This is a genomic window from Bacillus sp. FSL K6-1284, assembly GCF_038002625.1.
GTDB lineage: Bacteria > Bacillota > Bacilli > Bacillales > Bacillaceae > Bacillus > Bacillus paralicheniformis.
Genome location: NZ_JBBOCW010000001.1, coordinates 2,425,387 through 2,445,400 on the forward strand (window position 1 = coordinate 2,425,387; position 20,014 = coordinate 2,445,400).

At 45.7% G+C, this 20,014-nt stretch carries 20 protein-coding genes, 1 other RNA gene, 1 pseudogene and 1 riboswitch; of the genes and pseudogenes, 1 reads left to right on the top strand and 21 read right to left on the bottom strand.

What is annotated here, in order from left to right; genetic code table 11:
• Window positions 1-9 precede the first annotated feature (9 nt).
• The 15 genes and pseudogenes from MHB72_RS12450 to MHB72_RS12520 all read right to left on the bottom strand — a co-directional run.
• Window positions 10-897 carry a 5'-3' exonuclease gene (locus MHB72_RS12450; protein ID WP_020451896.1) on the bottom strand — a complete coding sequence of 296 codons (888 nt, stop codon included), beginning with the start codon at window positions 895-897 and terminating at the stop codon, window positions 10-12.
• A gap of 84 nt (window positions 898-981) precedes the next feature.
• Window positions 982-1,131, bottom strand: a complete 150-nt coding sequence (locus tag MHB72_RS12455) for a hypothetical protein (protein ID WP_003182852.1) — start codon at window positions 1,129-1,131, stop codon at window positions 982-984.
• Window positions 1,132-1,210: 79 nt separating this feature from the next.
• The gene (locus MHB72_RS12460) at window positions 1,211-1,480 is read right to left on the bottom strand and encodes a YpbS family protein (RefSeq protein ID WP_023857403.1); all 270 of its coding nucleotides are present in this window, start codon (window positions 1,478-1,480) and stop codon (window positions 1,211-1,213) included.
• A 74-nt stretch (window positions 1,481-1,554) separates the two neighbouring features.
• Complete coding sequence (locus MHB72_RS12465; protein WP_101561019.1) at window positions 1,555-5,118, bottom strand: dynamin family protein; 3,564 nt, start codon at window positions 5,116-5,118, stop codon at window positions 1,555-1,557.
• A 143-nt stretch (window positions 5,119-5,261) separates the two neighbouring features.
• Window positions 5,262-5,357 carry a Fur-regulated basic protein FbpC gene (gene fbpC, locus MHB72_RS12470; RefSeq protein WP_003182857.1) on the bottom strand — a complete coding sequence of 32 codons (96 nt, stop codon included), beginning with the start codon at window positions 5,355-5,357 and terminating at the stop codon, window positions 5,262-5,264.
• Between the two features lie 63 nt (window positions 5,358-5,420).
• Entirely contained in the window at window positions 5,421-5,924 is a 504-nt protein-coding gene (locus MHB72_RS12475; protein ID WP_039072797.1) for an isoprenylcysteine carboxyl methyltransferase family protein, read from the bottom strand.
• Between the two features lie 7 nt (window positions 5,925-5,931).
• Window positions 5,932-7,029: a type III polyketide synthase gene (locus MHB72_RS12480; RefSeq protein WP_035338545.1), complete on the bottom strand. Its 1,098-nt coding sequence runs from the start codon at window positions 7,027-7,029 to the stop codon at window positions 5,932-5,934.
• Between the two features lie 41 nt (window positions 7,030-7,070).
• Complete coding sequence (locus MHB72_RS12485; RefSeq protein WP_075213138.1) at window positions 7,071-7,622, bottom strand: GNAT family N-acetyltransferase; 552 nt, start codon at window positions 7,620-7,622, stop codon at window positions 7,071-7,073.
• A gap of 73 nt (window positions 7,623-7,695) precedes the next feature.
• Window positions 7,696-9,012: a nucleobase:cation symporter-2 family protein gene (locus MHB72_RS12490; RefSeq protein ID WP_075213139.1), complete on the bottom strand. Its 1,317-nt coding sequence runs from the start codon at window positions 9,010-9,012 to the stop codon at window positions 7,696-7,698.
• Window positions 9,009-9,593 (bottom strand): xanthine phosphoribosyltransferase, encoded by a 585-nt coding sequence (gene xpt / locus MHB72_RS12495; protein WP_020451903.1) that lies wholly within the window; start codon window positions 9,591-9,593, stop codon window positions 9,009-9,011. The genes MHB72_RS12490 and xpt overlap by 4 nt, the downstream gene beginning before the upstream one ends.
• Window positions 9,594-9,711: 118 nt before the next feature.
• Window positions 9,712-9,811, bottom strand: a riboswitch (purine riboswitch).
• Window positions 9,812-9,950: 139 nt separating this feature from the next.
• On the bottom strand, window positions 9,951-11,453 hold the full coding sequence (locus MHB72_RS12500) for a carboxypeptidase M32 (RefSeq protein ID WP_039072799.1): 1,503 nt from the start codon (window positions 11,451-11,453) through the stop codon (window positions 9,951-9,953).
• 115 nt (window positions 11,454-11,568) lie between these two features.
• Window positions 11,569-13,488: an ATP-dependent DNA helicase gene (locus MHB72_RS12505; protein ID WP_075213141.1), complete on the bottom strand. Its 1,920-nt coding sequence runs from the start codon at window positions 13,486-13,488 to the stop codon at window positions 11,569-11,571.
• Between the two features lie 108 nt (window positions 13,489-13,596).
• Complete coding sequence (locus MHB72_RS12510; protein WP_020451906.1) at window positions 13,597-13,773, bottom strand: hypothetical protein; 177 nt, start codon at window positions 13,771-13,773, stop codon at window positions 13,597-13,599.
• A gap of 196 nt (window positions 13,774-13,969) precedes the next feature.
• On the bottom strand, window positions 13,970-14,332 hold the full coding sequence (locus MHB72_RS12515; RefSeq protein ID WP_020451907.1) for a hypothetical protein: 363 nt from the start codon (window positions 14,330-14,332) through the stop codon (window positions 13,970-13,972).
• A gap of 152 nt (window positions 14,333-14,484) precedes the next feature.
• A pseudogene (locus MHB72_RS12520) lies at window positions 14,485-14,603 on the bottom strand (IS1595 family transposase); the annotation flags it as partial.
• Window positions 14,604-14,864: 261 nt separating this feature from the next.
• Here MHB72_RS12520 and MHB72_RS12525 point away from each other — a divergent pair.
• The gene (locus MHB72_RS12525) at window positions 14,865-15,326 is read left to right on the top strand and encodes a hypothetical protein (protein WP_020451908.1); all 462 of its coding nucleotides are present in this window, start codon (window positions 14,865-14,867) and stop codon (window positions 15,324-15,326) included.
• Between the two features lie 128 nt (window positions 15,327-15,454).
• On the opposite strand, the gene MHB72_RS12530 is transcribed toward MHB72_RS12525, so the two are convergent.
• From MHB72_RS12530 to MHB72_RS12555, 6 genes are all read right to left on the bottom strand, one after another.
• The gene (locus MHB72_RS12530) at window positions 15,455-16,606 is read right to left on the bottom strand and encodes a THUMP domain-containing class I SAM-dependent RNA methyltransferase (protein ID WP_026579403.1); all 1,152 of its coding nucleotides are present in this window, start codon (window positions 16,604-16,606) and stop codon (window positions 15,455-15,457) included.
• A 95-nt stretch (window positions 16,607-16,701) separates the two neighbouring features.
• An RNA gene (gene rnpB / locus MHB72_RS12535) (RNase P RNA component class B) lies at window positions 16,702-17,088 on the bottom strand.
• Between the two features lie 52 nt (window positions 17,089-17,140).
• Window positions 17,141-17,437, bottom strand: coding sequence for a cell division regulator GpsB (gpsB, locus tag MHB72_RS12540; RefSeq protein ID WP_003182873.1), 297 nt, complete (start codon window positions 17,435-17,437; stop codon window positions 17,141-17,143).
• 80 nt (window positions 17,438-17,517) lie between these two features.
• Entirely contained in the window at window positions 17,518-18,069 is a 552-nt protein-coding gene (locus MHB72_RS12545; protein WP_039072801.1) for a DUF1273 domain-containing protein, read from the bottom strand.
• Window positions 18,070-18,185: 116 nt separating this feature from the next.
• Complete coding sequence (locus MHB72_RS12550) at window positions 18,186-18,455, bottom strand: CotD family spore coat protein (protein WP_020451911.1); 270 nt, start codon at window positions 18,453-18,455, stop codon at window positions 18,186-18,188.
• Window positions 18,456-18,696: 241 nt separating this feature from the next.
• The gene (locus MHB72_RS12555) at window positions 18,697-20,010 is read right to left on the bottom strand and encodes a ribonuclease H-like domain-containing protein (RefSeq protein ID WP_216920198.1); all 1,314 of its coding nucleotides are present in this window, start codon (window positions 20,008-20,010) and stop codon (window positions 18,697-18,699) included.
• Window positions 20,011-20,014: the final 4 nt, after the last annotated feature.

Consider the following 20,014-nt stretch of genomic DNA (forward strand, 5'->3'; position numbering starts at 1 on the left):
AGAGATCGGTTATCCGATCTCTCTTTTTTCGAATTTTACCAGCAGCGGTTCGATTCCCCGTATTTGATGAAGTCTCAGCATCGCTTTCGCCCTGTCATGCATCAAGGTGAAGTCTGCGTCGTCCAATGAGCAGGAAAGCGGTACATCGCATTTGATTTCTGCAAGGATTCTGGACAGCTTCAGGTCTTCAAGACATTCGGTTATTTTCGTCTGCTGACCCTTTGTCAGCTGTCCGATGTTTTCCAGCAGCCGGTCAACAGTCGAATATTCCTTAATCAGTTTGTAGGCCGTCTTTTCGCCGATGCCTTTTACACCCGGGTAGTTATCGCTTGTATCACCCATCAGCGCTTTGATGTCAATCAAAGCCTTCGGCTCGACACCGGTCTCTTCACTGAATGATTCTTCCGTGTATACTTTATAATTGCCGATTCCCTTTTGTAGCAGGGCGACTTTAACATTGACTGTTAAAAGCTGAAGCAAATCTTTATCACCGGTGACGATCGTGATCTCCGCTTCTTCGCTGAACATCGCTGACAGCGTGCCGATGCAGTCATCGGCTTCATAGCCCGCAATGCCGATATTTAAAATCCCGAGCTCTTCCGCCGCTTCCTTTGCCATGTCAAATTGCGGTATCAATTCTAGAGGCGGCTCGCCGCGATTCGCTTTATAGTCCTTAAATAAATCGTTGCGGTACGTTTTGCTTCCCATGTCCCAGCAGCAGACGACATGACTCGGTTCAAACGCAGACACCGCGGTTAACAGATGCTTTAAAAAGCCGTGAACCCCGTTTGTCGGCACCCCTTTGTCATTCAGCATAAAATTGCGGTGCACCGCAGTCGCAAAAAAAGACCGGAATAATAAAGCCATCCCGTCTACAAGCAGCAGCTTCTTGTTCATTATGGAAACTTCCTTTCATCATACAATGCACTTATTGTACCACAGGAGCAAAAATGATGAAAACAGCGTCAATCGACGCTGTTTCTATTTTTGGTGCTGTTTTTTGCTAGAAATTAATTTGGCGGCTTCCATTTGCGAATAGGATTCAGTCGCAAATTCAGTATTAAAGCCGTTCTTCTTTTTAGCGTTGTTGTTTCGCTGTGCATTCGCGTTGCCAAGCTTTGTTCTTCCCATTACACTTCACCTCCAGCGGGCGTGACATGATTTATGTTTTGCAAAAAAACATGACGCCACACGCGGAAGGATTCACCAGCTAGGCCTGCGGATATTTTCGGCTGACGTATTCGGCGACCATTTCTTTCGAGACGAGCCGTCTCGTGGGAACGATGCCTTTTTTGGCCAATTCGTTCATTTGCATGGTAATTTGGTTGATGAGGCCGGTTGAAAATGCTTCATTTCGCCGGCACTTATCAACCGCTTCATCGATCGCTTTTTCCCTCTCCTGTTCGAGACGCACGAACTGCTTGATGTGCTGGTGCTGTTTTTTGGAATGTGCTGTAATGGCTTCATGAACGTTTGTCATCATCTAATTCCCTTCTTTTTTTATTCAGTCTATCATGTCTGCCGGCCAGATATCCATACCAATATCAATCTGATTCAACTTGAGCGGAGCCATTCGCCTGCCAAGTTATGCGCTTTTTCAATGTTTTCACGCTCTGCGCTTTCCAACGGCTCATGAAAGTACGCTTCTTTTTGTTCTTCGAGTTGAGCTTTTGCGGACAGAACAGCCGCTTTCTGTAATTGTCCGGCGCTCGTTTTGCAGCGCTTTAAACATGTCCGCTTTTCACGTTGAATCCATTCGTCCGTGATAGCCGAAAGCTTTGCAGTAAACGCCTCGACAAGCCGGGCTTTGCCATTTTGCTGAAAAAACGCTTTAGGCGTTTTGAACATTTTCAGTTCATCTGCAAATTCCCCTTCATCCGCTGACGCTGCAGCTGTTTCCCAGCTGCCGGTCTCAGGGCGGTCAGCTGTGATATGAACCGCAAAATAAGGATTATCGGCAAGCCGCTCTTTTACGGCATTTGCCCACTGTTCGCCGGCATACTTGAGCATGATGTTTTCCATTCTGATATCAAGCGCTTTTAGTTCCTGCAAAAATTCGAATTCATACTCCTTTAAGCAGCTTTTCAAAGCGGTTTGCAGATTGGCGCGCCAATCTCCGTTCTGAAGCCCTGGATGGATTGCAGCTTTAAATAAATCGTGTGCATAAAAGGCCAGGCGCTGCCTCATGTGGTAAAATTGCTCTTCCACATCCTTTTCGGTCATTTGAAGGATTGATGATCCCTTTTCTGCTTCTTCAATGACAGCTAAAGCCGCTTGATAAGCTTTGGCGATCCGCTTTTGCTCCGCTTCCTTTTCTTCAGCGGAACGGTGCAGTGAACGGCGGAGCTGAAAGACGGTTTCACACAGTTTTTTGCCTTCATCAAGCAGCTCTTCGACAGCTGTTCTGGCTAGACCATTTTCGATAAAATCGTCGAGCTCCCGCTTTAATCTGCTGAAATCGTTATTCGGCGAAGCTTTTTTGCTGAGCTCCTGTTTGCTCGATACGTGATACAGATGCGGGTTTTGAATGCCTTCTTTCAAGAGCTCTCCCCTAACATAGTCTTCAACCGTCTGTAATTCGGCCGGGTTTTCCGCGAGGTCTGCCGCATTTAAAATAAAAAACATTTTATCCATGCTGAAAGCGTCTTTAATGAGTCCGAGCTTGCGCAAAAACGACCGGTCCGCTTTGGAAAATGCATGCTGGTAGTATGTTAAGTAAAGCAGAGCATCGGCATCTTTCATGTATTGAAACGCAAGCTCAGTATGCCGCTTATTCATGCTGCTGGCACCCGGTGTATCGACGATCGTAATTCCTTTCTCCGTGACCGGTGTGCTCAAATAAACGGTGACTTCACGGACGGCGCAGGCCGTTTGTTCTTCAGCGACATACGGATGCAGATCTTCAGCGGAAATCGTCAGGATTTCCCGATCGTTGATATATGAACCATAACGCTCATAAGCTTTGAGGAAGTTCTTGATCAGCAGCCGTTCATCATCATCCAGGTCTCCTTTTTTCAAAAGGTTTCCAAGTTTTTCGCCAAAAGCGGAGCCTTTTGCCGCAGCCATTTTCCCCTCCAATAGCTGATCCAGTTCCGCTCTGATTTCCTCTTCCGTTTTAAAAACGACTTCAGCCGTCCCGTTCCTTTTGGTTCCCGACGGTTTTGTTATTTTATTAATCGTTGCCGTTGTCGGCGTCGGAGATGACGGCAGCACTTTCCGCCCGCAGAGCGCATTTGCAAAAGACGATTTGCCGGAACTGAATGCGCCGAAGAGCGCCAGGGTAAACTGCTTTGTATGAAGGCGTTCCGTTTTGTCCAAGAATGCTTTTCGCTGCTTTTCCAAAGCAGGAATATCCGCCAAAAACCGGGCCAAGTCGAAAAAGTGCTCAATGTACTCAGAAACGCCCTTTTTCGGATGGAGCACATCGTCTTTACGGCTGCTGTTTTCCCCTTGCACACGGACCGGTTCCGCTCGTCGGGCATCAAGCGGTTTTTCAAGGGGCTTTTTTTCTTCGGCATACCAATTCGCTGGCAGCTCGCTCTGATCGCCGTGTTCCCATTGATCCCAGAGACGGTTTGCTTTTTCATATGACTTCTGCTGTTCGATCAACCGGCTTTCGAGCTCGGCGAGCTTCGCCTGTTCCGCTTCATATTCGACTTTCATCGCTTCCGCCTGCAGGCCGCTTCTTTCTTTGATGAATGTTTTGAGCTGATCGATAAGCGGCTGCGCTTGTCTTTTTGCCTTTCTTCTGATGTTTTCAGCCAGTTCTTTCGTATAGTTCAGCACGTATTCCGGTGTAAGCTCAGCCCCTTTTTTCTGGGAACGAAGCAGTTCATTTTCATCTACCTCTGTCCGAAATTGAAGAACGTCCCGAAGCAGTTCATCACTCTGGACGTTAAAGCGGTTCATGAAAGCCTTGATTGCTTCAATGACATGCCAGTCGATTTCGGCTTGAACCCTTTTTTGAACGTCGGCAAGAAACACTTCTTTTCGTTTTTGTTTTTCTTCAAGCGTTTTGGCCTTGCTGAAAAGAAAGCCTTTTTTAAAGCCTTTTTCGATAGATTCCAAATACGATTTGGCCAGTTCTCTCATCTCAAACGGCGTTAAGTTTGCGTTTTGGGCAATTGTATGAATGTCTTTTTTGATTTGTTCCTCCGCCCGTTTTTCCTGTTCTATCAAATCGGCAAGCCGTGCTTTTACAGACTCGACTTTTTCTCTTAAGGAAGCGGTTTCTTCAGACAGAGCTATGTCTTCGTCACTGATCAGCATTTTGATATGTTCATGAATCAGGCTGCTGATTTTTTGCTCCGTATATGCCTTTAGCTGCTGTTCGGATTGATGCTGCAACCTTTCCAGCACAGCGTGAAGCCGGGTGAATTCGTTCAGTGGATGACCGGCTTCGGTGACCGATGTAAAAAAGAGATGATCTTCATCGATCCCTTCTTTCTGCAGCATATCAAGCACTTGCTTTTTATAGGCATGGAAGCCTGTTTCTGCTTCGTCATGACGGTCAATCTGGTTCACGATGAAAAAAATATTGGGTATCTGATCTTTTATTGATCGAAGAAATTTCACATTTTCTTCGGAATGGACATGATTGTAATGCACGACATAAAACAAGGCATCCGCCTGGTGAAGTATCGAAGACGCCGATAAAAAATGGGCATCGTCCGTCGAATCAATTCCGGGCGTGTCAATTAAGACGGCCTGAGGCGCGATTCCTGAAAATGGCCCCTCGATTTCCACCATTTCAATCTGGCTGCCGTCCCTGCAGTACGCCTGCACTTTTTCTTTATCATAAGAGCCATCCATCCGGGCGTATCTTCCATCGATCGTATGGAGTGTTGTTTTCATTTCCCCCCGGCGGACCAGCACAAGATTGGCGCTCGTCGGTATCGGACTTGTCGGCAGGACGTCTTCCTGAAGCAGCGCGTTCAATAGCGATGATTTTCCTGCTGAATAATGTCCGGTTAACGCAATGTACACTTCTTTTCTTAGCCATTTTCGGATGATTCCCGCAAGCTGCGCAGACCGCTTGTCATCCCCGTTCTTCCTGAGCTCCCCGAAAACCGCTCCGGCTCTTTTCAACAGGTCGTCTTTCGTGTTTATTTGTGCCATGTTTCCTACCCCTTTTTGCGTTGTTGTTTGCCATCTTAGCCCTTTCTCCCATTTTACACAACCTTGCTGTATTTTTCTTCACAATCTGAAAGAAAAAACGAGAAAAAGCTGCCTGTTTCGGCAGCTTCAGCACGTGTATTTATTTATTTTTGCGGATTCGCTCCTGCGATACCTTTTAAGACATAACCAATCAATAAACTGTATGTACTGACCGCCGCCAGCAAAAAAAACATCGTCATACGCGACTCACCATCCTATAATGAGAATGTTTATCATCATTATAAATAAAATGATAATCATTTTCAATGGTGTAATTTTTCTAATGCCTGTTCTTCCGTGCGGATGCGGATGTACATGACAGCAGCGTTGAGCACCGTAAATAAAAGTGCGGTGGCGTATGCCTGGAAAAGCAGGGGCAAAAGCAGAAATTCAAGAGCCACCGCCACATAGTTCGGGTGTTTGAACCATTGATAAGGCCCTTTTCGGACAAGGTTCGTTCCAGGGATGACAAGGATTTTCGTGTTCCAGCATCTCCCCAGAGAAAAGAGCGCCCAATACCGGAGGGCCTGAGTGAAGATGAGGCCTGTTAATACGACAAGCGCCATCGGAAGAGGTCCGCGTTGAAAAGCGATCGTTTCCCAAATCAAAGATATGAAAAACAAAACATGCATCGCGACGATATAAGGGTAATGACGTCTCCCGTATTCGACCGCTCCCTCTTTCAGAGCGTTTTTTTCATTGAACTTCGCGACTGCCAGCTCAAGCAGGCGCTGGGCGGCAAAAATGCTTAAAATTGTCCAAAACATGTGTCAGTCACTCTCTTTTTGTCCATTTCAAAAGCAGCAGCTCCGATGAAAAGCCCGGGCCGAGCGCCCCTAAGAGACCATATTTTCCCGGTATGGGACTGCCATGCAGGCAATATTCTTTTAAAACATGCATCACAGTGGCTGATGACATATTGCCGTGCCTGGCCAAAATTTTTCGTGAACAGTCGATGTGCGCTTCGGAAAAGCCGAGGCTTGCTATATAAGCGTCGAGAACTTTTTTTCCGCCAGGATGGGCAAGAAATACTTGAATGTTCTCCAAAGCGAGTTGTTCCCTATTGAGAAATGCTTCGACATCATTCTTTAAATGTGTTTTGATCAATGTCGGAATGTCCCTGGAAAAAACGACACGGAAACCGTTGTCATTGATTTCCCAGCCCATGACATCTTCCGAATCTTCCAAGGTGGCTGATTGTGAGCTCACTACTTCCGGAAGAACCTCCAATCCGGCTGATGAGATATCCGCTTCCTTGCCGCACATTAAGAGTGCGGCGATTCCATCGCCAAATAAAGATGTGCCGATAAGGTTGCTTTTCGATTGATCATCCTTTTGAAACGTTAAGCTGCACAGCTCCGCCGCAATCACAAGGACATGGGCTTTTGGAAACGCTTTGCAGTATTCGAATGCCCGCGCTATACCTGATGCTCCTCCTGCACAGCCGAGCCCCCAAATCGGAATCCGCTTCGTCTGTTTTGAAAAAGGCAGAATGTTCATGAGCTTCGCTTCAATGCCGGGAGTCGAGATGCCTGTAGAAGATATAAAAAAAATCGCTTCAATTTTTTCGAAAGGGATTTCTTTTTTCAAAAACCGTTCGTCTGACAGGCAATTCGAAACGGCTTCTGCACTGTGTCTGACAGCCATTTCAATGTACGCCTGATTTTTTTCCTTGAAGCTCCTGGATTCTTTATACCAATCCAAAGGCATGACAAATTGTCTTGAAGCGATTTCTCCATTTTGAAAAGCTGACAGCAGCCGGTCAATGTCTTTAAATGAATCTTTGAACATCTCCCTCGCAAAAACGGCCGCTTCCTTCTGGTCAACATGGCAGCGGGGAAGGCTTGTCCCCGCCGAAATGACGTAGGCCATAACACCACCTCTATTTACAGCGTCTCCCGAATCGCCAGGCCTTATGTGGACCTCTCGAAAAAATAGGCCATCAGCACTTCATTTTCATATTTCCCGTCCGCAAAAACCTGCTCCTTTTGAACCCCTTCAATGATAAAGCCGCTTTTCTCATAGAGCGACAGCGCTGCTTTATTTGCAGAAAATACGGTCAGGCAGAGCTTATGCAGACGATGCAACCTGCACCAGTTGAGGGTGTAGGACATGATTTCCCTGCCGATTCCAAGCCCTTGCGCTTTGCTGTGAAGCCATGTTCTGAACAGCCCCGTGTGCCGCTTCATTTTGAGGTCGCCGCGAATGACCCGGGCAATTCCGTACACCGCACCATCGATTTCAACCGCCGCATACATGTTATCCTTTTCCATCATATCGCTGATGAATGCCCGCTCTTCCTCAAGTGTGCGCGGCCGTTCTTTTTGGATGTACACACCGGTTTGAATCACATCTTTTACTGCTTCAATGATGTCGGGGGCATCCGCCATTTTGACGGGACGGATGACAGCTTCACCGCCGTCTTTCGTGCTGATTCGTTCGACAAGCTCATTCACAGTTTCCATTCGTTACGCCTCCTCTTCATACCGGTAGTATGGCTTATCCGCAATGCAAAAAAACCTCACAATCTGTGAGGTTTTAAACGGCTGATTTTTCAGTTGGAACTGCTTCAGGCTGTTCAGCATGACGAGAAAACGGATGGATATGAAAGATCGCATTCAAGAGAATGGCTGTAAAGCTTCCCGCGACAATTCCGTTCTCTGTCAAAAGCTTGACGGCATCAGGAAGGTTTTGAAACATTTGCGGTACAACCGTCACGCCTAGGCCGAGTCCGATGGAACACGCTACGATCAATAAGTTCTCCTGCTTTCCGAAATCAACCCGGCTCAGCATTTTGATCCCGTAGGCGATCACCATGCCGAACATCGCGACCATAGCGCCGCCGAGCACAGGTTTAGGAATGATCGTCGTTAAAGCAGCGGCTTTCGGAAACAGCCCCAACAGAATAAGAAAAGCTCCAGCGAGCGCAATCACGCTGTTTTTCTTAACTCCTGTCAGCTGGACGAGACCGACGTTTTGCGAATAGGCCGTATAAGGGAAGGCGTTGAAAACCCCGCCCAGCAGCACGGCAATCCCTTCGGCACGGTAGCCTTTTGCTAAATCTTTTTCTGTCAGCCGGCGGTCCGTCAAATCACCCAATGCAAAGTAGACGCCTGTAGACTCGACAAGGCTGACGATCAGCACGAGGGACATCGTCAAGATCGGTGTGATCTCAAAAACGGGAGTGCCGAAGTAAAACGGATGGATCATCTGCACCCAGCCTGCGTTTGCCACTTCTGTAAAATCAACTTTTCCTATCAGAGCGGCGCCGGCTGTTCCTGCAATTAAACCGATTAAAATGGAAATGGATTTGATAAATCCTGTTGTAAAACGATATAAAAGGACGATGACCAGTAAAACGGAAAAAGCTAAAGCAAGATTGGACAGCTCGCCGAAATCGCTGCTGCCTTCACCGCCGGCCATGTTGTTCATCGCAACGGGAATCAAGGTGATACCGATCACCGTGACGACCGATCCTGTGACCACGGGAGGGAAAAACTTAACAAGCTTTCCGAAGAAAAAAGAAACGATAACGACAATCACACCGCCTGCTATGATGCTTCCATAGATCGCTGGAATACCGTATTTTGAAGCGATCGCAATCATCGGTGAAACGGCTGTGAACGTACACCCCAATACAACAGGCAAACCGATTCCGAAAAAGCGGTTTTTCCAAACTTGCAGTAGTGTCGCCACACCGCACATCAAAATGTCGGCAGACACAAGGTATGTCAGTTCAGCCGGCGTCAAGCCGAGAGCGCCGCCGACGATCAGCGGCACGACAACGGCTCCTGCATACATGGCCAGGACGTGCTGAATGCTTAATGAAACGGTTTTACCGGCCGTAAGTTTCATGACCCAACCTCCTGTAAAAAGGTAACTTTTCCATCGGCAAGAGATGCAATACGCGCAAGGGATTCGACTCTGATTCCAAGATTGTCAAGCTCCTCCCTGCCCGTCTGGAATGATTTTTCGATGACAATCCCGATTCCGCACACCTTTGCGCCGGCCTGTTCAATGATGGAAACGAGCCCTTTCGCCGCTTGTCCGTTTGCCAAAAAATCGTCGATGATCAGAACTTTGTCATCCTTTGAAAGATGGCTGGCTGATACGGCAATCGTACTTTCCGTTTTTTTTGTAAATGAATAGACAGAAGCCGTCAACAGATTTTCCGTTAAGGTAAGCGATTGACGCTTTCTTGCAAATACTACCGGCACGCCCAGTTTCAAGCCTGCCATCACGGCAGGTGCGATGCCTGAGGATTCGATCGTCACAATCTTCGTGACGCCTTCCTCCCGGAAAAGCGAGGCAAACTCTTCGCCCACAGCAAGCATTAATTCCGGATCGATTTGATGATTTAAAAATGAATCAACTTTCAGCACTTCGTCAGACAACACCGTGCCATGCTCTGCAATTTTTCGTTTTAGCTTTTCCATTAAACCCCTCCGTTCATCAATTGCCCTTCATAAAAAAAAGCATTGTCCGCTCGGATTTTGAATGCGAGCGGGCAATGCTTAAAAAGACGAATTCCGTCTGTTTCACTAAAAGACGTTCGTTTTCTTAGCGCCCACTCATAGTCGGACATTTACGGTGTCCGGTAGAAACTTGCGTGCCATATCCACGCGATTATATGAGTGATATAATGTATCAAATTATATCAACTTTCGATCCGGTTGAAAAGGGATAAAACAAAAAAGACGAACCTGCACACATTTTTTTCAGTTTAATGTTCGTATTTAACAGAAAATTCTGATCCAAAAATCCCTCCCGGGCTCACGGGAGGGATTTCTTTTTTACAAATAGAGTGTTGTATATTTTTCTTTCAGGTAGCGGATTAAATGACGGACGTTTAATTCTTCGCCTGTCGCAGACTTGATGATGTCCAACGGTTTTTTTCTTTTGCCGTGGATGTGAACGTGCTCTGTCAGCCACTTTCTGATCGGTTCAAATTCGCCGTTTTCAATCATGCGGTCAAACTCCGGAAAATCTTTCAGCATGCTTGATTTCAGTTGAGCCGCATACATATATCCGAGCGCATATGAAGGGAAATAACCGAAATCGCCGCCGGACCAATGGACATCCTGCAGAATTCCTTTAGCATCGTCAGGAGGCGTAATGCCCAGATATGCTTCATATTTGTCATTCCATAGTTTCGGAAGGTCTCCGACCGATACTTCGCCGCTGAAAATCGCTTTTTCAATTTCGTAGCGAATCATAATATGCAGCGGATATGTCAGCTCATCAGCCTCAATCCGAATCAGCGACGGCTTTGATTCATTAACGGCCCTGTAGAACCCTTCGGCAGTAACGCCTGCAAACTGGTCAGGACTTGCTTCTTTTATTTTCTCAAAATACCGCTTCCAAAAACCTTGATGTCTGCCGATAAAGTTCTCATAGAAAAGGGATTGGGATTCATGTATCCCCATTGATGCGCCGTCTGCTAAATTGGTTCCGCCCAGCGCTTCATCAATGTTCTGTTCATAAATGGCATGGCCGCATTCATGAATCGTTCCGAAAACGGCCGAGCGAAAATCGTTTTCATTATATGCTGTGGTCACCCGGGCATCCCCTTGACTGATCGTCACCTGGAAAGGATGAACCGTCTCATCCAGGCGCCCCGCCTCAAAATCATAGCCCAGTTCTTTTAAGAAAAAGTGGCATACATCGCGCTGCCGCTCTTTTGGAAAACGTTCGTGCACAAAGCCCGTATCAGGCTTTTGATCACTGGCGGCAATCTTTTGTACAAGCGGAACGATCGCCTCCCGCAATTCAGAAAAAAGGCCGTCGAGCTTTTCGACTGTAACGCCTGGTTCGTATTGGTCCAGAAGGGTGTTATAGGGGTGGCCTTCATATCCCCAGTACGAGATAAACCGTTTTTTATAGTCGATGATTTTTTCTAAATACGGAGCAAAGAGAGAAAAATCGGACGCCTTTTTCGCTTTTTCCCAGACGGATTCCGCTTTGGATGTCAGCGTCGTATATTCTTTGAACTCCTCTTCCGGAATCTTGCTGTTTAAATCGTATTCTTTTTTCGCTTCCTCAACCGCTTTCTGTGTATCGGCAGGCAGATCCTGTTTTTGCTCGGCAAGGGCATCCAAAAGCTCCTTCATCCGCGGGGACGTTCTCATTTGAAAGACGTCTGCCGACAATTGTCCGATCGCTTCGGCGCGGCTTTCTTCGCCTTTTCTCGGCGCGCCCGTCCTCATATCCCAATACATCACGTTAATCGCCTGCTCATACCGGCTGATTTTCTTTAATGTTTCTAAAAACTCTTTTTCATATGTATTGATCGACATCATTCATCCTCCTCTTCCCTTATATGATGCGAATTGTAATCAGACTAATGGAAATATTTACGAAAGTCAACTTTTATGCAACCAAAAAAAAGAAAAGCGGGATGTCCGCTTTTCTTTATACATAAACCGGCTGAACAGGAAGCACAGATTCGACTTCTTTTATCACATTCCATTCTTGTTCATCGCCCGCAAAAATGCTGATCGTGCCGCGGTCGCTGTTTGATCTGATCAGACGGCCGATGCCTTGGCGCAGCCTTAGCAGCATGTAAGGAAGGTCTACTTCGCGAAAGGCGTTTTCCAAACCGCTCCGCTTCGCTTCAAACACAGGATCATGCGGCGGAAAAGGAAGCGACCAGATGATGACATGTTGCAGCGGATCTCCGGGAATATCGAGCCCTTCCCATAGATGCACAGAGCACAAAACGGATTCTTCAACCGTTTGAAACTTTTCAACAATTGTACTGATTTCTTCATCCCCCTCAAAGTAAACAGGAAACGAAAATGATTCCTGTGCAGTCCGGCGCTTGAAGGACAGAAGCTCCTCAAAAGACGGAAACAGAATCAGCGTTTTCCCGCCGGATTCTTTGATTGCACGGATTGCCGCTTTTTCTTTTGCTTCTTTTTCCTCAATTCGATGGATGTACACTTTCATCTGCTCTTCATAGTCGTACGGCGAATCAACGGTAAATGATAAGTAGTCGCGGATCCCAAGGCTTGTCGCTAAATAATCGAACGATCCGTTTTCCGATAATGTCGCCGATGAGAAAATAAATGGAATCTGCTTGGAGAACACTTTTTCTCCGAGAACTTCGGAGACGGTTCTCGGCATGACGACGAATGTTGACTCAAGCTCTTTTTGCTCAAGCCAGCTGATCGCATTTTTCCTGTAGAGCGAAAGGGAGTAAGCCATCTGTTCGAGATACTCTTCAACAACGGTTAAAGCGTATTGGTCGATCGTGTACAGCTCGCCTTCAAAAACGAGCGCCTCCCCGATCTTTTCAAGCAAATCATACAGCTCGGCGGCCGCTTTTTTCAGATTGGCATGATCTTTGATGCGCATGCGCTCAGAGCCTTCTGCTTTTTCGGCGTTTTCTGAAAGCAAACCGAAAAATTCGTCGTTGGCGCGAAGCGCTTCTTCGACAAGCTCTGCAAATTCTTCTCTGATGTCATTGCCGAGCAGGCGCTCGAGAAACATTTCGAGCGTCGATTGCTTCACCCTGTACGTCAGCGCCTTTTGCGCCGCAAACTCGAGCAGATGCCCTTCATCGAAAACCACAGCGCTGTGTTCCGGCAAAAGCGGAAGCTGGCCTTCCCGTTTTCTCGCCTCTTCTGTCCAAACGTGCTCCATATAGAAATCATGGGAACAGATGATGAAATCGGTTGATTTTCGATAATGGTCTCTTGACAGTGTAAGTCCGCATCGGTGCCTCATGTCGCACGTGAGACAGTCTTGAAAAGAATCGTAACCGATTTCAGACCATTCATCATTTGATAAAGACGAATACTCTTTGCGGTCGCCGTACGGATAAAAAGACTGCATGCCCTGCGATTCATGAACGAAAGACGGCAGACTTTCGTAGAGGTCAAGCCATTTCTCATCATCAGATCGCTGCATCGTTTTCTCCAGTTTTTTCAAACATAAATATTGATCATGCGATTTGCTGAGCCTTGCGTCAATCGTCAAGCCCAAATGCTCGGAAATTTTGTAAATATCGCCTTCTTTTTTGACGAGCTGTTCGATCAGCGTCTCATCCGCACAAGCGATGACCGCCGGCTTGCCCGTATACCTAGCATAGCTCAAGGCAAACAGAAGATAGACGAGCGTTTTTCCGGTTCCGACTCCGGCTTCTGCAAACATGACCTTCTTTTCCTTAAATGCCCGTTCTAATTGAAAAGCCATGAATATTTGCTCATCGCGCAAATCAAAGCCTTTTTCAGGAAGAATATCGTAAAATACATCACCGATCCAATTGTTCAGTTCTTCATAAAAGTTTTTTGTTTTTGTTAATGAAAAAGGCAGACGAGATGCTGTCACCCTGCTCCAACCCCCAACTATCGAGTTTTCAGAACTTCTATCCTATCACTATGATTCGGGAAATTCAACAAGAAAGATTTGAGAAAAGGAGCAGGAAGCCTCTCTTAACTATTTCCGGTAAATCGAATGCGTCAAAAACGGATGATCCGTCGATTCCATATGGCTGATCGCGTTTTTCAATTCTTCCTTCGCATATGTAAGGCGCTCTTCGCCAATGTCCTCGAGCTGGTTTTCTGACGTCTCCAGCGCTTTTTGAATCATATGAATGTGATCGCTGTTCAACATGAAATCACCCCTTTTCAAAATCAATAATCCCGAGTATATGCAGGATGAATCGTTTTTATACAGGCTGATTTTATGTTTTTTCTTTGCTCTTGATAAATACGCAAAAATAAAGGGAATCCATAGTATATATGGTTTCCTTCAATCTTGTTATGTAACTCACCCAATTCCGGAACAATTAAAAACTTTAAGAACCGTCTTATATAAGACGGTTCTCCAAAGATTCGATTGCCAGTTTTAGTGCAGTCAAGCGACGCTCATTTAATGTTTTTTGAGGACTGCCTTCTTTTGCTTTGGCTATTTGTTTTTCAATAGATGGAATGATACCTTGTAAAACTTCTTTAGAAGTCAATATGATTTCTTCGTTATAGCCAAAATCTTCTCCATTCCAAATACCTTTTAGGCTTTCTAAACCAATTTTTACTGCGTTTAGTCTCTTTTTGACAAGAGTTGTGTTTGAACCTTTTTCTTTCGTGCTTTTATAAGCATTTGTTAGTTTATTAAAAGTTGACTCCAACGATTGAATGGACAAATCTTGGATTTCTTGGCTGACAGAATTCATATACAAACCTCATTTTTCTTTTTTAATGATTCAACATTTTTTAACAATCTGCTTAATGGTTGAATTAGGACTGCACATTCATTTTTGCGAGTCGTAAACTGTCATTTCGACTATCGACAAATAAAAATCAAGATATTTCGCAGCGACACCTTGATTAATCGACCACCCACAGTGGAAGAAGGTTCAACATAGCGTTTAACCCATCTTGTTCTTTTTGGGTGTGTGGTAATCTGCTGATATCCTTTAACAAGTTGCTAAACGCTTTGCTCACCTTGATAACTTACCATCGAATATTTATTCTGATTTTGATTGTATCAAAATTTCGGGGAAGTTATCAAATATCAACATTTACGTTTAACCGTTTTCACAGCGGTCAAACACCCTTTTTCCAGTCAAACAACAGCTTAACATCAGATAGTAAGGACTGTGTTAGACAATGTGCGCTTTATCCACAATAAAAACCCAGTCTATTCTGTTTTTCTATCATATCCTGTAGGGACTTAAAAATTTATAGACTAAAGGTGGAGAGTTTATGTACTATTATGAACCGGCAAAGAAAGATTATTGGGATTATGATTATGATCCTTACAAGAAAGATCACGATTATTGCAAAAAGGACTACTACTACCATGAGCCTTGCAAAAAAGACTTCTATTACCATGAACCTTGCAAGAAGGATTACGACTATTGCAAAAAGGATTATTACTACCATGAGGATTACAAAAAAGACTACGATTACCACAAGCCTTGCAAGAAGGATTACGATTATTGCAAAAAGGATTATTACTACCATGAGGATTACAAAAAAGACTACGATTACCATAAGCCTTGCAAGAAGGATTACGATTATTGCAAAAAGGATTATTACTACCATGAGCCTTGTAAAAAAGACTACGATTACCACAAACCTTGCAAGAAAGACTGCTACTATGAGCCGCGCAAAAAATGCTATGATTCGTCTTATAAAAAGAAAAATGATTCATGGATTTACTAGTGAATCGATGTTTTGCCATGCGCTTTTAAGGGGATAATCCCGCGGGCGCGCAAATTTAAAAACGCCGTTCGGCGGCTTTCCAGCTATGGAAAGAAAAAAGGCTGCCGTTTCATGGCAGCCTTTTAGCTTCACTTCTCTTTATTCGGTTTTGGCGGCCTTTTCCCCCAATACTGGTAATAGTCCGTCTTAATAAAACCGTTAAAGAGTTTCCGTTTTTTTGTCGCTTTTTTCCCGTAGCACTCTTCAAAACGCTCGTTTGATGTCAGCATGTAAACAGACCACGTATCAAGTCCGGCAAATGCTTCGCCCATATCTTTATACATGGCTTCGACTGCTTTCTTTTCACCGAGGCGTTCCCCGTACGGCGGATTTCCGACAATCACGCCGTATTCCTCTTTCGTCCGAAAATCCTTTACCTGCATTTGCTTAAATTCGATGAAATCGGCGAGTCCCGCTTCCTCGGCATTCGCTTTGGCGATCTCGATCATACGATGATCCAGGTCATACCCCGAAATTGACAGCGGCTGATCATAATTCGCTTTGTCTTCGACTTCAAGCCTTGCTTGATCCCACACTTCTTTGCCGATCCATTCCCATCTTTCGGATGCAAAATCCCTGTTGAAACCCGGCGCAATATTTTGGCCGATCAAAGCCGCTTCGATCGGTATCGTGCCCGAACCGCAAAACGGATCGACGAAAGGTCTGTCAGGCGTCCAATTTGTCAATTGAATCAATGCTGCAGCGAGGGTTTCTTTCAGCGGCGCTTCCCCTTGACCGGTTCGGTATCCCCGTTTATGAAGCCCGGCTCCGGATGAATCAAGCGTAATGACCGCTTTGTCTTTTAAAAGGGAGACTTCGATTTTATATTCCGGGCCTGTTTCCTCAAGCCACCCGCCTTGTGTCTGATACGCTGATTTCAGCTTCTCGGCGATCGCCTTTTTGACGATGCGCTGGCAGTCCGGCACGCTTGCAAGCACTGATTTAACAGACTTTCCCGTCACGGGGAATGAGGCGTGTTCAGGAAGATAGGCGCTCCAGTCGATCGCTTTTGTCTTCTCGAATAACTCGTCAAAGGTCTTGGCCGTAAATTCGGCAACCTGCACTTTCACCCTGTCAGCAGTTCTCAGCCACAGATTGGCTCTGCAGATGGCGAGGGCATCACCTTCAAACACGACTTTGCCGTTGTCAACCGTACAATCATATCCTAGATCTCGCACCTCTTTGGCAACGATCGCTTCAATTCCCATAGGCGCTGTTGCAATTAATGTATAGGTTTTCATCATATCACCTGTTTTTATGTATGTTTTTTACATGATAAAAGCTCTCCTACCTGCGGAGAGCTTATACATTGTCATCATCATAATAGTGTGTAACGTTCTGTAAGCCATGTTTTGTTCCGTCGTACTGCTGTCGGCTGCTAAGCCTCGTACTCGGGTGGTAATCATCTATCTACAGAGTCAACTCTGTCCTTCTTTCCGTTCATTTCCGTCCAGAAGGTTCCCCTACCAAAATTTGGGTTTCTCGCTCGAGGGGTTTACCGCGTTCCACTCTCACCATTTCTAGTGAGACTTCGTCACTGTGGCACTTTCAAGGATACTCAGCCATATCCATAAAGGACGTAGGCTTTTTTCCTGCCGTCAGCCTTCTGCAAGGCTGCCCTAGCTTATGACTTCGCTAGGCACGAACACTACGGGCATCTCAGCACCGTGCGAGCATGGACTTTCCTCTACAGATGTAAAATCTGCAGCGATTACCCGAACGTTAAGACATCAACTATTATAGCTTAGTTTGTTCTAAAGGGCAAGCGGTTTTCATCAATCGTATAATTTGCTTCCAAACACATGTTTTTCCAAATTGGAAAGCCGTTTTAGAATATCAAAATTGGTCGTATTTGATTGAGCCGGCTGTCTCTTGTTCGCTTCTTCAAGCTGTTTTTTCAACTGCAGGTTTTCCTGCTGCAATTCTTCGATTTCCTGATGGAAGGCTTCATAGTCTTTAATGACCATGTCTAAGAATTTGTCAACATCTTCCTGCTTGTAGCCTCTGACTCCTGTTTTGAATTCTTTTTCCAAAATTTCTTTAGCAGAAAGCTTCACTTTATCAGCAAGCATCTTTTTCACCTCATATCGTGAATCATCATCTTATATTTTTTCAGAAAACGTGTGCAATGTCAAATTTTCTCTTGCACTTTTTACTCTTCGTAAAAGCTGCTTTCTTCAACGGTGACTCTCAGGTCATCCATCGTAATCGTGTAAATCGGAAAATCGCGTTTTTCTTGAGCTTTTTTTGCTTCATTCAGCATATACACAGGCGAGCCTTCTCTTTCCTCGTCGTACAGAATCAATAAGCCATCCGCCTTTTCGATGAAAAACCGGTTTTTTTGTTTAAATTGGACCGGGCTTTCGTACGGCCTGTGTGTCAAGCTTTCAGTGAAATCGCTGGCTGCGAGCACAGCTTCATACTGCTCTTGATTTTTCTCGTTCCACTTCTTTTCCTGTTCCAAAAACGGAGTGATAACCGCCACTTTCAAGTCGGGATATTCTTCCTGCAGCGAAAACGCAACTTCCGCCGCCCATAGTTCCGTGCCGAGCTGGCCTGAGATAAGGATCCATTCCAGCCCTTCCTCAAGCAGGGCGGTCAATCGGTTTTCAAGCGCTTTTTTTATGTAGAACAGGGCCTTGTCATCCTGTTTGAAAATCCCCAGTTCAAACGGCTTGTACCCTGTAACGGCCAATACTTTCATTATGATCACCTGCTAAAAAATGGGGCCGTATTCCGCCCCATTTTTTTAAAAGATATTCTGTTGCTCACGTTCAATCCGGCGCTCGTTCATCCTGACAAAACTTCCGAAAATCCTTTTTAGTAAGGACCCATACCCATTCCAGGTCCTGGCATCGCTCCAGGCCCGGGCATCATTCCTGCGCCAGGGCTCACGAAGTGCTGATGTGATGCCTGGTTGACAGCTGATTGAGTTTGCGGGAAGTAATGAACATGCTGAAAATGCTGATGGTTGACATTCGTTGTGTGCTGCGGGTGAATGTGCGGTACGACGGTTTTGCTTTGCGTATGGTTGTAGCAGCATTGAGTAGGATGAACAATCGGCGCCATTACATGCGGTTTACAGTGCATGAAAATTCCCCTTTCTTTAAGCTTCTATATACACTATTAAACTATGAAGCAAGGGGTAAACATGTACTAATATAAAAACCTATTTTAAAAGTAAGCCATAAAGCTTTCCTTGAAATTCGTCATGATTAATACGATAAACAGTACGACGACAAAAAACAGATAAAACAGCCCCTTATACATATCGACGCTCCCTTCAAACCATTCTAACGCTATTTTACAAGAAGCGATCGGTTTCTACAATTCATAACATGCTTGAAATGTTTGGCTTTCGAAGATCGTCGTTTTCTGCGCTTGCCCGGGGAATATTTCGTCCGAATTTCCTTTCCAGCCGCTCGCGCCGTTTCAAAAGGCCGGCTACTTCTTTTTCGGTCAGCTCAAACTTTTGTGAACCGTGCTGCAGCATCAGGTTATCCGTTACCTCGAGGGCGGCCCGAATGTCCCGCTTTCGATGTTCAAAGTATTTGGCGAGTTCGATGCCTGCGCGCCAGGCGGTTTTTCCGTCTGTTCCATTTTGGAGCTTCAGCCAAAGGGATGCGGCTTCTTTTAGCATGCCCTGCTTTTTATACTGCATGGATAAATCGAATGATGCGCGTTCAGACTGCTCGAAAGGCTTTTTTTCAAGCTCCTGCAATTGCGCTGTCGCAAGCTCTGTCTCCCGGTTGGCGAGAAGCCATTTGGCCATCGCGTACTTTTCGTTTGCTTCCGCTGTCTGCTCCGGAGTGAGGATTTTCTTCGATAAATGGATGTAAAGAGAAATTAAAGAAAGCACATCAAGCTCATTGTGGCGCAAAACGCCTTCAATGATTTCCGGACGCTCCTCCTTTAAAAAATGAAAATACATCATCGGCGCCAGGTAGCCCGGCGTATCTTCAGTTCTTACAACACCCAGCTCTTCCTTTTCCACCGTCCCCAAAGAGACGCGGTCAAACTTATGCTTCCAAAGGCGGCGGGATCCGTGGAGCAGATCAAAATGGCCGAAATCCGGCAGCTTCGGAACCCTGTCGCGGATCAGCGTATGCCTCGTTTTCACCTGAGGCCAGTCGAACGCTTTCCCGTTATAGGTGACAAGAGACTGAATATCGACTTCACTCAGGAAACTGTGATAGAGGGCGGCTTCGTGCCCCGGCTTTGGCAGCAGATGCTGTTTGACGACTACGCGGTCATCATACACCCGTGCATGGCCGAGCAAAAAGATCGTATTGCCGGCTCCTCCCCCGAGACCGGTCGTTTCCGTATCAAAGAAGAAAAGCTGGCTCGGTGTATACCCTTTGCTTGAAAGCGAATGGGAAACGTCGCTGTTGTTCCAGCGCCTAACCGTCTCATGCAGCTCAGAAAATGCGTAATGGCCATGAACATGTGTCAACGGATAAACGACTTCCCTGATCAGGCAATAGCAGTTCTCAAACACATACGGTTTAACACCGAGTTCGGCCCATTCTTTCTCAAAACCGACGGACACGGAAGTCCGCTTTTCTGCCGGAGAATCCGTTTTTTCTTCTTTCGCTTGATTTCCCAGGTGATGCTTATAGCGGTTAAGTTTTCGTTTTAAAGACATTCCG

Coding starts and splice junctions, on each gene's coding strand:
- MHB72_RS12545 (WP_039072801.1), bottom strand. CDS start 18,069: ATGAAAGTATTGGCCGTTACAGGGTACAAGCCGTTTGAACTGGGGATT.
- MHB72_RS12480 (WP_035338545.1), bottom strand. CDS start 7,029: ATGGCCTACGTCATTTCGGCGGGGACAAGCCTTCCCCGCTGCCATGTT.
- MHB72_RS12490 (WP_075213139.1), bottom strand. CDS start 9,012: ATGAAACTTACGGCCGGTAAAACCGTTTCATTAAGCATTCAGCACGTC.
- MHB72_RS12460 (WP_023857403.1), bottom strand. CDS start 1,480: ATGACAAACGTTCATGAAGCCATTACAGCACATTCCAAAAAACAGCAC.
- MHB72_RS12550 (WP_020451911.1), bottom strand. CDS start 18,455: ATGCACTGTAAACCGCATGTAATGGCGCCGATTGTTCATCCTACTCAA.
- fbpC (WP_003182857.1), bottom strand. CDS start 5,357: ATGACGATGTTTTTTTTGCTGGCGGCGGTCAGTACATACAGTTTATTG.
- MHB72_RS12475 (WP_039072797.1), bottom strand. CDS start 5,924: ATGTTTTGGACAATTTTAAGCATTTTTGCCGCCCAGCGCCTGCTTGAG.
- MHB72_RS12510 (WP_020451906.1), bottom strand. CDS start 13,773: ATGTTGAACAGCGATCACATTCATATGATTCAAAAAGCGCTGGAGACG.
- xpt (WP_020451903.1), bottom strand. CDS start 9,593: ATGGAAAAGCTAAAACGAAAAATTGCAGAGCATGGCACGGTGTTGTCT.
- MHB72_RS12485 (WP_075213138.1), bottom strand. CDS start 7,622: ATGGAAACTGTGAATGAGCTTGTCGAACGAATCAGCACGAAAGACGGC.
- MHB72_RS12455 (WP_003182852.1), bottom strand. CDS start 1,131: ATGGGAAGAACAAAGCTTGGCAACGCGAATGCACAGCGAAACAACAAC.
- MHB72_RS12530 (WP_026579403.1), bottom strand. CDS start 16,606: ATGAAAACCTATACATTAATTGCAACAGCGCCTATGGGAATTGAAGCG.
- gpsB (WP_003182873.1), bottom strand. CDS start 17,437: ATGCTTGCTGATAAAGTGAAGCTTTCTGCTAAAGAAATTTTGGAAAAA.
- MHB72_RS12500 (WP_039072799.1), bottom strand. CDS start 11,453: ATGTCGATCAATACATATGAAAAAGAGTTTTTAGAAACATTAAAGAAA.
- MHB72_RS12465 (WP_101561019.1), bottom strand. CDS start 5,118: ATGGCACAAATAAACACGAAAGACGACCTGTTGAAAAGAGCCGGAGCG.
- MHB72_RS12555 (WP_216920198.1), bottom strand. CDS start 20,010: ATGTCTTTAAAACGAAAACTTAACCGCTATAAGCATCACCTGGGAAAT.
- MHB72_RS12450 (WP_020451896.1), bottom strand. CDS start 897: ATGAACAAGAAGCTGCTGCTTGTAGACGGGATGGCTTTATTATTCCGG.
- MHB72_RS12515 (WP_020451907.1), bottom strand. CDS start 14,332: ATGAATTCTGTCAGCCAAGAAATCCAAGATTTGTCCATTCAATCGTTG.
- MHB72_RS12525 (WP_020451908.1), top strand. CDS start 14,865: ATGTACTATTATGAACCGGCAAAGAAAGATTATTGGGATTATGATTAT.